The sequence below is a fragment of the Bradyrhizobium sp. 62B genome (assembly GCF_030272265.2).
Classification (GTDB): domain Bacteria; phylum Pseudomonadota; class Alphaproteobacteria; order Rhizobiales; family Xanthobacteraceae; genus Bradyrhizobium.
Genome location: NZ_CP092842.1, coordinates 122,377 through 135,846, shown reverse-complemented (window position 1 = coordinate 135,846; position 13,470 = coordinate 122,377). Strand labels below are relative to the sequence as shown.

Annotated in this window: 6 protein-coding genes and 7 pseudogenes; 6 read left to right on the top strand and 7 right to left on the bottom strand. The window is 59.8% G+C overall.

Annotated features, from left to right (window positions below; all coding sequences use genetic code 11):
• Positions 1-23 precede the first annotated feature (23 nt).
• The 4 genes and pseudogenes from ML401_RS35570 to ML401_RS35555 all read left to right on the top strand — a co-directional run.
• Complete coding sequence (locus ML401_RS35570) at positions 24-320, top strand: hypothetical protein (protein WP_285813149.1); 297 nt, start codon at positions 24-26, stop codon at positions 318-320.
• A gap of 103 nt (positions 321-423) precedes the next feature.
• Positions 424-1,514: pseudogene (locus ML401_RS35565) on the top strand (ISNCY family transposase).
• Positions 1,515-1,952: 438 nt separating this feature from the next.
• Complete coding sequence (locus ML401_RS35560) at positions 1,953-4,142, top strand: hypothetical protein (RefSeq protein WP_285813148.1); 2,190 nt, start codon at positions 1,953-1,955, stop codon at positions 4,140-4,142.
• Positions 4,143-4,314: 172 nt separating this feature from the next.
• Positions 4,315-4,604 (top strand): annotated as a pseudogene (locus ML401_RS35555) (IS30 family transposase); the annotation flags it as partial.
• 276 nt (positions 4,605-4,880) lie between these two features.
• Here the strand turns inward: ML401_RS35555 and ML401_RS35550 are convergent.
• Both ML401_RS35550 and ML401_RS35545 read right to left on the bottom strand, forming a co-directional pair.
• Positions 4,881-5,531 (bottom strand): annotated as a pseudogene (locus tag ML401_RS35550) (ISNCY family transposase); the annotation flags it as partial.
• Between the two features lie 142 nt (positions 5,532-5,673).
• Positions 5,674-7,185: pseudogene (locus ML401_RS35545) on the bottom strand (ISNCY family transposase).
• Positions 7,186-7,741: 556 nt separating this feature from the next.
• On the opposite strand from ML401_RS35545, the pseudogene ML401_RS35540 reads away from it, so the two are divergent.
• Positions 7,742-8,071, top strand: a pseudogene (locus tag ML401_RS35540) (hypothetical protein); the annotation flags it as partial.
• Positions 8,072-8,658: 587 nt separating this feature from the next.
• Positions 8,659-8,925: pseudogene (locus ML401_RS35535) on the top strand (transposase); the annotation flags it as partial.
• A 428-nt stretch (positions 8,926-9,353) separates the two neighbouring features.
• Here the strand turns inward: ML401_RS35535 and ML401_RS35530 are convergent.
• From ML401_RS35530 to ML401_RS35510, 5 genes and pseudogenes are all read right to left on the bottom strand, one after another.
• Complete coding sequence (locus ML401_RS35530; RefSeq protein ID WP_285813147.1) at positions 9,354-9,557, bottom strand: hypothetical protein; 204 nt, start codon at positions 9,555-9,557, stop codon at positions 9,354-9,356.
• 297 nt (positions 9,558-9,854) lie between these two features.
• Positions 9,855-10,184 (bottom strand): annotated as a pseudogene (locus tag ML401_RS35525) (XRE family transcriptional regulator).
• Between the two features lie 547 nt (positions 10,185-10,731).
• Complete coding sequence (locus ML401_RS35520) at positions 10,732-11,136, bottom strand: hypothetical protein (protein WP_285813146.1); 405 nt, start codon at positions 11,134-11,136, stop codon at positions 10,732-10,734.
• A gap of 346 nt (positions 11,137-11,482) precedes the next feature.
• The gene (locus tag ML401_RS35515; protein WP_376717434.1) at positions 11,483-11,785 is read right to left on the bottom strand and encodes a dienelactone hydrolase family protein; all 303 of its coding nucleotides are present in this window, start codon (positions 11,783-11,785) and stop codon (positions 11,483-11,485) included.
• 812 nt (positions 11,786-12,597) lie between these two features.
• On the bottom strand, positions 12,598-12,804 hold the full coding sequence (locus ML401_RS35510; RefSeq protein WP_285813366.1) for a cold-shock protein: 207 nt from the start codon (positions 12,802-12,804) through the stop codon (positions 12,598-12,600).
• Between the last annotated feature and the right edge of the window lie 666 nt (positions 12,805-13,470).

The window sequence follows — 13,470 nt, the reverse complement described above, 5'->3', positions numbered from 1 at the left end:
GTCATTTTCCGAGGGAGGGTATTATGCGCGAAAGGCTGATCCCGATCATCACGGTTGCCGTTCTTCTTGCCGGGATCTCATCTTCCGCAAGATCTGAAGACTACGCGTCATCCGGCCGAGCCCTCCCCGCTTCATCGTCGGAAGCCAACAGCGAAGCCGCGCGGAACGCCCGCGATCTGATCGGGCCGATAGCGCAGTGGCTCGCGTCCAACTACGAGCTTCCTTCGATCACCGAGGCTCCCGACGTTCGGTTTGCACCCAAAACCAAGCTGGCGCGGATGCGCGCGATGGACAGTGCCCAGTTCCAGGGTGTCGGGTGACATGGAAAAATGACCCCGCATTGCCTCACCTTAATTGTTACCGGATGTTGAGCCGTTGCCTCACCTAAGTTGCTCTCTTGGACTGAGCGAACGGGGGGCCTAGATGGGATGGATAAGCATGGCGACGCGGAAGGAGCTGACGGCGGCGGCAAGAACGCGCTATCGGACCTCGGATCGCGCGAAGAAGGCGCGGATATTGGACGAGTTCGTCGGCATCACGGGATTCCATCGCAAGCATGCGATGCGGCTTCTTCGAGGTCAGGACGACGCACGCCCGAGCCGGCAGGCGCGACGCCGGGTCTATAATGAGGCAGAATACAACGCGCTCGTACTCCTTTGGGAGGCGTCAGATCGGATTTGCGGGAAGCGGCTGAAGGCGTTAATGCCTGCGCTGATTGAGGCGATGGAACGGCACGGCCACCTCGGCCTTGCCCCGAGACCCGCGACAAACGTTTGGCAATGAGCGCTGCGACGATCGACCGCGCGTTGGCACAGGTCCGAGAAGGATTAGGGTGCAAGCGCCGGCGGCTCGCGACGCACTCGTTGCGTCGCAGTATTCCAATACGGTCGTCGGCAGATTGGAACGATCCGGCGCCGGGGTTCGTCGAGGCTGACCTTGTAGCGCATAGCGGTCCATCGGCGCGCGGCAGCTTCATCCAGACCCTCGTGCTCACCGACATTGCTACCGGCTGGACGGAGTGCGCTCCTCTGATCGTGCGCGAACAAACGCTGTTGAGTATGGTGTTGACGGAGTTGCGCAAACAATTGCCCTTTGCGCTGATCGGCCTCGATACGGACAATGACACCTGTTCATGAATGAGACACTGAAAGCCTACTGCGATAGGGCCAACATTGTCTTCACGCGTTGCCGGCCCTACCGGAAGAACGACCAGGCGTTCGTCGAGCAGAAGAACGGACGACCAATCGTGAAAGCGAAAAGAGGCCGGCGCCGTCCCGACCCGCTCATCGGGGCAACGCTAGATTTGCGAAAACGGTTTGAAGCCGAGCCCTGGCGGACTGGTAGCGAACTGCTCTCCCGGTTGCGGGTGGAATATCCTGGAGCCTATCCGAACAAGCTTCTTCGAACGCTTCAACGTCGGCTTAAATCCTGGCGCAGCGAGCAAGCGAACGCGTTATTGTTCGTTCCCTGCGGAGAAAGCGCTCCAGGGGCATGAGGTAACAACAACCCCATGATGTGCCAGATGCCAGCGGAGGAGGCCGGGCGCTCCGAAACCGCGGCCATCTCCGCACCCGGCCTCCTCCTCAGCCCAAGCCGGGAGCAAAATAAATGAGGCAACCGATCGCACTCGGGAGCATCGATATGTGAGGCAATATCTCACCCTGATCGCCGCCGCGCTCTGGGATCAGAACCACTAGCACTCTTCTTGCAGTGTTGAGCAGTACACGTCCTCCGGTATGCCCGAATGTGTTACGATGCCGCGCTCGTCGCTGTTCAGATGGTTAGTAAGGTGCCTCTCAAGCGGCACCAGAGCCCACGCCGACCAAGTGCCGGCGAGCTGCCGCTCGTAGCCGCGAATGATAGCAGGACGAAGTTGCCTGCCGGGCGTGCGACACAAAGGCGGATCGCATGTCGCCTGCGATAGGCGCTTAGGAGCGCAGGTCACCTCGGTGGTGGCCGACAGAACTCAAATTCAGGCCATTGAGGAAACGGAATTCGAGATGAGAGGCATTGACGGACTTCGCGGATCGGCCCGTGACATTGCAACAGAGACGGTAACATCCGCATCGAGCGGTTCGCAAGCCGAACGTCGAACTGCTGAGGCCGGATGCCATCAGTCATTGGAATCGGCTTTCCAGGCGATGCGTGTGGGGCCGTCCGGCATAGCTCGGCCAGCTGGGGGCCAGTCGGGAGCGGCCAGTTTCGGCCGCCGCGACCGTTTGTCGGATCGCGAGATCAATACGGCACAGCAACGCATACGGAACCTGCGCAACGATTTTGCGGAGAGGGGCAAGACCGCCGGCCTCCCCCAGGACCCCAGCTACACAGAGTACGTCGAGGCAGGCCTCAAAGTGCTGGACTACTGGGCAGACCTGCCATCGGCATCGGCCTCCGTGGTCCTGCCTAACAGAAAGGTAATCGAACTCCGCAATTCGGTGCTCCAACTGCTAAGCCAATCAACCAAAGAGATACTCGCCCACGTCGTCAATGATTTGGATCCCCCCAGCCGCGATGCGGTACGTGCGCTTGACAACACACTCCATTCTACCCTGACCCTAGACGATGAAATCAAAGCAAGGTCCAATGCGGCGAAGACCGTGATTCCGAGAGTCGACGCATGGGCCAAGGTGTTACGCAATGCGGAGCGAATGTACGACATTCTCGCCAGCACTGCGAATCTTGACAATGCTCCGGCTAGAACGCGTGTCGAGGCATCGCAGCGGACCATTGCGGGCGACGCACTGTACTACAAATTCATGCAGCTCGCTTCGCGGATCGTCTTTGCCGAGGCTACGATTTGTCCGCGTACGATCCATCCACGTGTGGCGGAAATTCTTCAGCTCGACGATGGTCGATTGCGACTGCTATCGAATTTCAGGGAGGATCTCTTTCCGGCCTTTCGATCGGTCATGCAACCTGTGACCGGCACTAAAGGGAAGCCGCTCGATCGGAACCACCGCAACGTCCTAGAGGGAGTCATGGAGCGACTTTCCGAATTTGCGTTTGTGATGGGCAAGCTGGTTGACCCGGAAGAAGCTGCCGATGGGCACTCGGAACTCCTACGCAATATGATGGAGGACGCGTGGGTAACGGCCAATCATGTCATGCGCGTTCTGGCACTCCAGCCGGAACTAGTTGAAATGGCTGAGGACAAGCAGAGGCGCAGAAAGGCGAAAGGCAAGCGTTCGCCGGACCCAAGCGCCTCAGGTGCGCCGGCCTCCCGCGTGCAGTCGCAGGCCGGTGCGTCAGAACCTGACCCGGAAGCCGAGGTTATCGCGTTGTCCGAGCTGGGCACCAAGAGGCTTGTGAATGCCGCGGAGGCGAACGCGGCAATGTCCTCAAGCGCGAAAGAAAACTTGAAGCGGGGGTCTGCTTCACCATCTCAGGCCGAATTGACGCAGCTGCTTGAGCGATTGAACGAACTCTCGTCGTTCGATCTGGCAGGGCAACAAAGGCGCGTCTCGGAAGCTCGTCGTATGAAGCCTGAGGACGCAGATCACATCACAAGCGACGTCTTGAAGCGGCTGCAGGCAAAGGTGACCGAAATGGATGCCTGTATGAGTGCGTTGAACGAGCTTCGGCGATGGAGCCTATTCGCGCTTCCGCAAGCAGAGATGCATGACAAAATACGCAGGCTGGAAGTTAAGCGCGCCGAAGTGAACGGGCAGGCGACCGCCGTCGCCCAGCTAAAGAACACGATTGAGATTGAGTGCATGAAGACCTACGCCTTTCCATCGCAGAATTATCTGCAACGCCTGCAGGACGAGGGCCAGTTATCCTATGTGGGTCTGCCGAGGGCGTTGAAGGAAGAACCTGGAACGTTGTTTGAGTTCCGGGTGCAGCCCAAGGCTCTGCAAAATCGCCTGATGCCGCGCCCCATGTGGGTACATGTCCATACGAACCGGACTATACATGCGCGGGAGCTAGTAAGACTAAAAGATGCTGACTTCGCCGCTTGCCACGTTAAATCTGACGAACAGCGTGGCTACAATCGGCAGTGGCAGAACGCCCAGGCAGCACTTGGCCGAGAGAATGTTGAAGTCTATCGTGGCAAGCTCACTTCCGGATTTTGTCAATTCTTGCTGGACAAGGCGGCTACTGACGAACGCCGAAGGCATGAGAGCCCTACCCGCGCTGCGTAGGGGGTTCATCCTGCCGAGGTCTGTAGACGGCAACCAGGCCAGGAGCGGCATCTCAAGCCAACGGTGCGCTCCAACCAGCTTTCCCGCCAGCGCCGCCATCAATGGATCGTGGCGCAGCGTCTCATGGGCGTTGAGGTCCTCGTAACCGAGCTCGATGGCGAAGATCCGCTGCCCCGGCCCCTCCGTTCGGTGGAACGGCCGCCGGCATAGCCAGCGAAAGGATCGGCGATGGGCCAAGGCATGGAGCCCTGAGCAGATTGCCCGACGCTTGCTGATCGACTTCCCGGACGACAAGACGATGCGCATCAGCCACGAAGCCATCTATCAGGCTCTCTTCGTTCAGGGCCGCGGTGTACTGCGCAGCGAGCGACGGCCTGCATACGAACCGGGCGCGTGTTGCGCGTGCCCAGGGGGCGCGTACGCAGGCGGGGCAAGGGCTTTGTCTCGCCGGAGATCATGATTTATAGCGCGACAATCAGGATGAGAGCGCGTATTGCCTCACGTATCGATGCTCCCGGGCGCGATCGGTTGCCTCATTTATTTTGCTCCTGGCTTGGGTTGAGGAGGAGGCCGGGTGCGGAGATGGCCGGGGTTTCGGAGCGCCCGGCCTCCTCCGCTGGCAGCCGCTACATCATTGCGTTCTCGTGACCTCTGACCTTGGTGGCATTTTCTCCGTAGGAGCGAACAGCAGCGCATTCGCTTGCTCGCGGCGCCAGGATCTAAGCCGCCGTTGAAGCGTTCGAAGAAGTTTACGAACAGCCGCGCTGATCGATAGAGTTCGGCCAGCAGCTCGGCCGCTTCCAGGCCTTCGAACCGACGATAGCCAACCATCCTGCGCACGACCGCGCCGTTCTTCTGCTCGACGAACGCCTGGTCATTCTTCCGGTAGGGACGGCAACGCGTGAAGACGATGTTGGCTGCCTCACAGTAGGCTTTCAGCGTCTCGTTCATGAACACGGTATCATTGTCGGTATCGAGGCCGAGCAGCGCAAAAGGCAAATGTTTGCGCAGTTCCGTCAGTACCGTGCTCAACAGCGTCTGTTCGCGCACGATCAGAGGAGCGCACTCTGTCCAGCCGGTAGCAATGTCTGTGAGCACGAGGGTCTGGATGAAGCTGCCGCGCGCAGATGGACCGCTATGCGCTACAAGGTCAGCCTCGACGAACCCCGGCGCCGGATCGTTCCAATCTGCCGACGTCCGTATTGGAACACTGCGACGCAGAGAATGCGCTGTGTGCCGCCGGCGCTTGCGACCCAATTTTCCTCGGATCGGCCCCAATACGCGGTCAATCGTCGCAGCGCTCATCGCCAAAAGCTTGGTGCGGATCTCGGGGGCAAGGCCGAGATGGCCATGCCGTTCCATCGCCTCTATTAGCGCAGGCATTAACGCCGTATTGCCTCACCTATCGATGCTCCCGAGTGCGATCGGTTGCCTCATTTATTTTGCTCCCGGCTTGGGTTGAGGAGGAGGCCGGGTGCGGAGATGGCCGGGGTTTCGGAGCGCCCGGCCTCCTCCGCTGGCGTCTGCCACATCATTGGGTTGTTGTGACCTCATGCCCCAGCAGCGTTTCCTCCGTAGGAACGAACAACAACGCGTTCGCTTGCTCGCTGCGCCAGGATTTAAGCCTACGCTGAAGCGTTCGAAGAAGCTTGTTCGGATAGGCTCCAGGATATTCCGCCTGCAACCGGGAGAGCAGTTCGCTACCAGTCCGCCAAGGCTCGGCTTCAAACCATTTTCGCAAATCTAGCGTTGCCCGGATGAGCGGGTCGGGACGCCGCCGGCCTCTTTTCGCTTTCACGATTGGCCGATCCGTCGGTCGCATAGCTCCGTCTTTCCAGGCGGTTCGTAGGCTTGCCAGGAAGAGATCGATCGATTGCGATGCCGCAGCAGGATGGGCGATTGGCTGCGTATCAGCGAGCGCCGCGAGGCGTTCCTGCGCGCCGCGGATGTCGCGCAACAACGCGACCGGGTCGAGAGCGGCATAGATTTCTTGGAGATGGTGACGAATCGCATCGGGCGTGCGGCGTCGGCGGCCAAGCGCTGGTGTGGCGTTGCCGGTGCGCTGTATGTCTTACGCACACGAGCACCGTCGCGCTGCTTGGCCATCAGTTTGAATGAGGGTTGGAAGAAGTTCACGAACAGCCGCGCCGATCGATAGAGTTCAGCCAGCAGCTTGGCCGCTTCCAGGCCCTCGAACCGACGATAGCCGACCATCCTGCGCACGACGGCACCGTTCTTCTGCTCGACGAACGCCTGGTCGTTCTTCCGGTAGGGCCGGCAACGCGTGAAGACAATGTTGGCCCTATCGCAGTAGGCTTTCAGTGTCTCATTCATGAACAGGTGTCATTGTCCGTATCGAGGCCGATCAGCGCAAAGGGCAATTGTTTGCGCAACTCCGTCAACACCATACTCAACAGCGTTTGTTCGCGCACGATCAGAGGAGCGCACTCCGTCCAGCCGGTAGCAATGTCGGTGAGCACGAGGGTCTGGATGAAGCTGCCGCGCGCCGATGGACCGCTATGCGCTACAAGGTCAGCCTCGACGAACCCCGGCGCCGGATCGTTCCAATCTGCCGACGACCGTATTGGAATACTGCGACGCAACGAGTGCGTCGCGAGCCGCCGGCGCTTGCACCCTAATCCTTCTCGGACCTGTGCCAACGCGCGGTCGATCGTCGCAGCGCTCATTGCCAAACGTTTGTCGCGGGTCTCGGGGCAAGGCCGAGGTGGCCGTGCCGTTCCATCGCCTCAATCAGCGCAGGCATTAACGCCTTCAGCCGCTTCCCGCAAATCCGATCTGACGCCTCCCAAAGGAGTACGAGCGCGTTGTATTCTGCCTCATTATAGACCCGGCGTCGCGCCTGCCGGCTCGGGCGTGCGTCGTCCTGACCTCGAAGAAGCCGCATCGCATGCTTGCGATGGAATCCGGTGATGCCGACGAACTCGTCCAATATCCGCGCCTTCTTCGCGCGATCCGAGGTCCGATAGCGCGTTCTTGCCGCCGCCGTCAGTTCCTTCCGCGTCGCCATGGTTAGCCGCCCCACCTTCGCCCCCGCTCGTTCCCGATCCAAGGGAGCAATTTACGTGAGGCAACGGCTTAGCATCCGACAACAATTAAGGTGAGGCAATGCGGAGTCTCACCCTGATCGCCGCCGCGCAGAGCGGCCCAGTCCGGAAAGATGGTGTCGCGGTCCGAGACCGCCCGCCCGCTGCTCACCCCCCCGCCCGCGAGATGATGCAGCGCCCGCCATCAGATGAAATCGTCATAATGTCAGGGCTCCTTCCGACCCGCGCTAAGAAGGCACATACGACAACCGACGTTTTCAGGAGCGCATCCTCGCACCGCCAGCGCTGCCCAAGCCTAACGGCAGCCGGCCGGACGACTCGAGTTCACGGCTGCTGCCGCCGCACCCAATGGCACCCCCGGCGTGCGCCGACGGCAAGGCCGACGTGAAGGATCCGAAGACAACCGAGCTCAGGCGGCAGCCGGAACTGGATCGTGACACCTTGGAGAAGAAGGAACCACTCGACCTGAGCGTGCCGACGAGCTCGATGACGATGCCCCGCGGATCAGATGCATGAACGACATGATGCAGGGCCTCGCCGGACACCGACGAACGGCGTGAGGCGGCAATCGCCAAGCGCCTCGACCAAATAGACCAACCGCGCCTTGAGCGGGAATTCGGGATTTTGATCGAGACCGCCGCTCCCTTCATCTGCTTTTGGCTCACGACAACGCCGCCGCTCCCCGAACGGGCAGCGAACGCCGCAAGAGCACGGGCCGGAGCGCGTTACGGTAACTTGGTCGCCGCGTTGAGCCGCCGACTCAATCACGGCCCGAAACTGGGGCAGGAAAGCCGGCCCAACTCTGCAGGAAACCTGCGTGATACCACGCCAAAGATCAGCCAATATGTAGTAAAGGGTCGCTAGAAGATAGCCCCTATCACGGCATACGTATCCTCTCGGGTTCCCCTTAGGAAGAGGGATTCGCCGAAAATTGCCGTGATCCGCCGACCACACACGACCGGACATCGGCAAACTCGCAAACCCGACAAGGCACGAGACATCTGGGTTCATTTCTCATGACGCTCGACGGGGGCGCCCGCCGCGATCGACCATCAATGCCGAACGCTTCTATCAAAGGCATGGCTTTAGAAGCACAGCAGGGGCTACTTCTCTCACGGTTCCGGTGGGGAGCCTATCGAGATCGTGCATCTGGAATTGTGCGACAGTCCTGCTGCGGTTAAGTAATCTAGGAGGTCGCTCAGCTGGGCCGATCAGAGCCAGCTTTTGCGGGGCTGAAGCGGAGACCGACCGGGATTACTGGTCCGCACAACTTCAGTACTTGGTCGTCCGTGAAGAACTGCCCAAGTCATTGGAGCGAGAGTCTGTTTTTTAGGCTGAGAGCGGTTTTGAGATTGCAGGCTTTTGTGGCGTGATGTGCCGGAAGCCTGCAATTTGGAATTCCTTTCGCCTCCAGCCGTGATTTCGCTGCCGTGGAGAGACAGAGGACAACTGTGCGACCGAAAAAGTCGGAGACGACAGGCGAAGACGATCTGTTCCGCGTCAGGCTTGACCAGATCATTAATCCGAAGCACGAGCTGGTGGAGCTTGCGGGACGGATCGAGTGGGCCTGGATCGACCGGCACATCGCAGCGCTGCGCAGCGAGAATGCCGACCCAGCGCCGAGACGCGCTTCATGATCGGATTGTTGCTGCTCAAGTCCATCTACCGCCTGTCCGACGAGGCGGTATGCGAACGAGTGGGTGGAGAACCCCTACTTCTAGTTTTTCACCGGGCACCAACTAGGCTGTTCAGACCGGTTTGAAAGCGTCCGCAACCGTCCGCACAATTCAGAAGTCCTTGAAAAATTGGCATTTTCGCGTACCTCGGTGTTCGTCACGTTTGTTCTCATCCGATCCCAGCCGTCCGGTTGTTGGTATCGTGCTGGTATTGGGAGAAGAAACGTCCACGTCGAGTTTCGCCATTCCGTTCAAAGGAAGTGAGCAAATGGGCTGCAAGAACGATGGCGCGTGCATCAACCACAAGCAGATCAGGACCGACGTCGACTGCCGTGCCGCCCGACCGAATTCGACAAGGGTGCGTGGAGCCCGGCCAAGATTTCCAACGTGACCGGCGGTGCTCTCTATCTCTTCGTCACGCCGGACAAGAGCGGGCCAAGCAGTGCTGCCTCCAAGCACTGGCGGATGGGCTACCGCTTCGACAGCGTCACGTGCATGCGCTTGAGCTCGCGGTGCACCGCCGCCCAGTCGGGCACGGCGATGCGGCGACGACCCTGCCGGTTACCGTTGCCGGTCTTAGCGAACAGGCGGGCCTCCAGGGCCGCGTCCGTGAGTTCGTCGGGCAACGGCCAGCTCAGGCCTGCGGCCTCGAGTCGCCGGATGGTCAGCCGCACTGTCGAGGGCGCCCATCCGCCGAGCAATCTCGCGGCTCGGCAGCCCAGCCGCCTTCATCCTGATCACATCGCGCACACGGCGCATCGCAAGCCTCTCCGTCGGCATCCAGGGTCCACCTTCGCAAAGCCGAAAGGGGGACCTAAGGGAGCCAGAAGAGGCCTCGTCACCCGGGCGACATCATCCCGGAACGGTGGGCGTGAAGATCGAAAATTGGCGAGGCCCGCTTTGCGTGAAGCGCAGTTCACTTACTGGCGTCAGACCCTCACCAAGCGCTGCTCAGGCGTAGTATTCAGTCATCAGAAGCCCACGCCATTGAAATCGACATCGTCCGGTTCGTCCTTCCGCGCCTCGACGTCTTGTCTCTCCTGCCGGCGCAGCCTCGCAGCGTACGATCGGCCACGCTGGGGTAAACTCTGCTAGGAGAGCGCCAAGCCCAGATCGTCTTTCCGAATGTCGACCCGGTCGGCCAGTTTCTCGACGAGGCCAAGGGAGACGAGCACGTCCGCGAGCGTCCCATGGCAACTCCCGGATCGCCTCTTTCCACGCGCGATAGTGCTAGCCGAAGTACCCTCGCGCGCGGCTAGGTCGGCAACGGCGATGCGACGACTCAAACGTGCTGCTCGCAAGTGATGACCAAGACGCTGGAGCGCAGTGACTCATGATCTATTCATATCTGACGCATAACGGTAACTTATCGAACATATCCGAATACTCTATGCATTTGCCCTCTTCGCTTCGGCCGCGACGCAGTCGAGCGCCAAGTGGTGGCGACCGCCGCGCAGGGAACTGGATCGAAACCCGAAACAGGTCCTGATGCCGCGGCGGCTGGGATCCGGCCGGGGATGACATCCGCCCGACATCCGCCCGCGGTTCAGTCCAACGGCGCAATGAGCATCAATCAAGGAGGCGCACACAACGGCTGAAGTCAACCACAGGTGTTGGCGGACCCAGATAGCTCGCAGGAGCAGCATACCGGCCGGCGCCAATCTGCATGTGATGCCGCTTGCCCGTCCGCCACCCAGGGGAATCTGCACAAGCGGCGATGCTCGTCGCGCGCCGTCCGGCTGCCGCTGTCGGATGCTCGGGAAGCCTGTACCGCTTCAGTCTAAGTCGATCTCGATCCAGGTTCCAATCGGAATCGCACGGCCGCCGACGAACCTAAGGGCGGCTCACTCAGGACGCCGCGGCCCGAGCCCGCTCGCGGGCGGCGCGGCGTCGTTCCCGCCGCTGGCGTCGGCGCTTTGCTCGATCGCCCAAGAGCGGCAGCGGCGGTGCGGGCGCGCAGGGCTTGTCGTCAGCGGATCGGACAACGGTATCCTCAAGGGTAGGGCGCGCCTCCATGAATTCCAGCACGGCCCGCCCTTTCTCAGTGATCTTCCAACCGCCCTGCTCACGCACGACCAGCCCCTGCGAGAAGATGTCCAAGTCCGGTACCCTGGCGCCAAGCCGTTTGGTCCGCTCTGACCAATCGCGACCGCTGGTCGCCAGAAAAGCCATATCGCGCTTTAGATCGTCCATCACGGCAAAGCCGTCCGGATAGCTCACCAGGATCTTCAGCACTGTGACCTGGAAATTCACCTGAAGCTCCCGCCCCGCTCAGCGCCGGAAAACCACAGGCAACAGGGTTGTATCGGCAGTCTCAAACAATGGCGCCCCCTTCCAGAAACCTCCAAACTATCGCGGTTCGTCAAACGAAGCATTCATGAATGTTAAGCCTCGTCAAGACGGTATACCTACCTTGCCCGATACTACATCATTTCCCGCCGTGATCGGATGCACACCAGAGCTCGCGGCCGCTAGCCTGCGCTGGGGTGTCGAGCGAACGACGAGCCATTTTCCCCTATCCATGCTTGGCCGCCCAGGTCCTTTCAAGAAATTCGAACAGTCGTCGTTCGAAGTCGCGAGTGACTTCGGCATTGTAGCGTTAGGTTCGGTTGCGCCCATGCGAATCTATTCTCGATGCGCCATTCAGATGCGTGCAATCCCACCAATGCGTAGCCTTCGGGTAAATGTACCACTCGGCCGGTGCGCCGGCGTCTTTTGCCAGCTGAAGCTTCGAGACGCACTCGGCGGCAGGCGTCTCGATGTCCTCGCCGCCCATCAATATCAAAACCGGATGATCAATACGATTACGAACGATTTCGAAGGGAGGGCCATATGGCGAGTTGATCGTGAAGCATCCGGGATAGAATGCGACGCTAGCGGCAAAACCCTCGCCACCCGGCAAAACGCCCCGCAGATCAACGCCACCATGGCTCCCCAGGAAAACCCCACATGCGCAATGCGCTTCCTGTCGACAAATGGAAGGCTTCGAAGATGATGCATTGCATCGCGGATGCCCCGAGGGAAGTTGACGCCCTTTTTAGACTCTAGACACACGGAATCGACGGCGCGCGGGCCAAGAGAATCGACCAGCAGCACGACTTAGCCGTGCCGAAACACCAACTTCTGCCCAGCTTCCCATCGAGCGGTTCGGCTCCCCTTTGTCGTGTGGAAATTGCACATTGATGATGCAAGACGATCGCCGGGAACGGCCCTGGTCCGTCAGGCTTTAGCAACACCATGCGCGAACCATCGGCAGAACGCGCCAGTTCCCCCGGAAACGTGAGGTCGTTGCATGTGTAGCAATGGCGAGCAGGTCTAGCGCCCTAACCGGCGATGACATCAGAAAGGACGCAGCCGAAAGCGCCCCCAACCACGATCTCATCCAGCTGCATAACCGAGCCATATGCGGCCTCCCTTCAGCTTTGCAGCCGATGATGAAACTGGAGTCCTGCCGAGACAAGAGATTTCGGGCCCGGGACCCCACGGCTTGCGCAAAACGGATCGCTAATTGTGAATGCCTGATTGCGAGCGTGCGGCATAAGCCATCACTTCTGATGAGCGCTCGTGCCTCAACCAGCCCAAGAGAAAGGCCCCACCACGACTGAAACCGTGGAAGGGCCGGCAATCCATATGCAAAAGACAATTCAGGTGACGAGCCGCAGCATTCGGGTCACTCCAGTCCGCGAGCGCGTCTCTACACAACCCGCACCCGCGTCAGCCTATCCGAAGGTTTTCCGCCGCCTGCTTGCCGCTGCGGCTCGTGACCAATTCATAGCTGACCTTCGCCCCTTCAACGAGCGATGCATAGCCGGCTTTCTCGACCGCCGAGATATGTACGAAAACATCATTGCCCCCACCCTCAGGTGCAATGAACCCATAGCCTTTGGTCGGGTTGAACCATTTGACAGTTCCTAACGCCACGTCATTCTCCAAAAAGAAAAACACCCTCCAAATCTATTTCAATCGACGCGGAGTCTGCAAGTCACGTCAAACTGCTCTTTGACGAAGCCCAGCGAAGTCTTCAAAAGTCCGACTTTTGTGATAATAGCTGCAGTGTTCGACATTTTGAATTGTCGTGCGGCCCTCGGCAACTCTATGTCCACTGAGGCTAACGAGTTACAACGTGCGTAGGCGCTAGGCTTGTACCATCTCCTAGCACCAAGCCGCTTTCCCAACACCTTGAAACGTATTTCTTATGAAGAGCCCAAAAACCAAGGCGTTTCCAGAACACCTGCGTTAACGTAGACTCTCGCTCAATCCCAAATACCCCCTCCCCGCATCTTCCTAGCTCGCCCGGAGCAACGGCTTGCCCAGTCCGTAGTCTGTTCGCTCCAGGCACGCTGCTCGACCGCCTTGAGTTTTGCTAACTCAATAACTTCATCGACCAGCACGGCCTAGGATCCCACTGCGGCCAGAAGAGCAGCATTGCATTGCGTGCGCATTTTTGCGATCGCTTTTGCATTGGCCGGCCGCGAACAGGGCGGCCGTAAACTCTATCGCCCGCCTGCATACAGCGAGGGCCTTGCGAAATTCATCCGTTCGCTTCTCAATTGCGCAGCTTTCTCGGGCAAAATCGACTGTACCTCC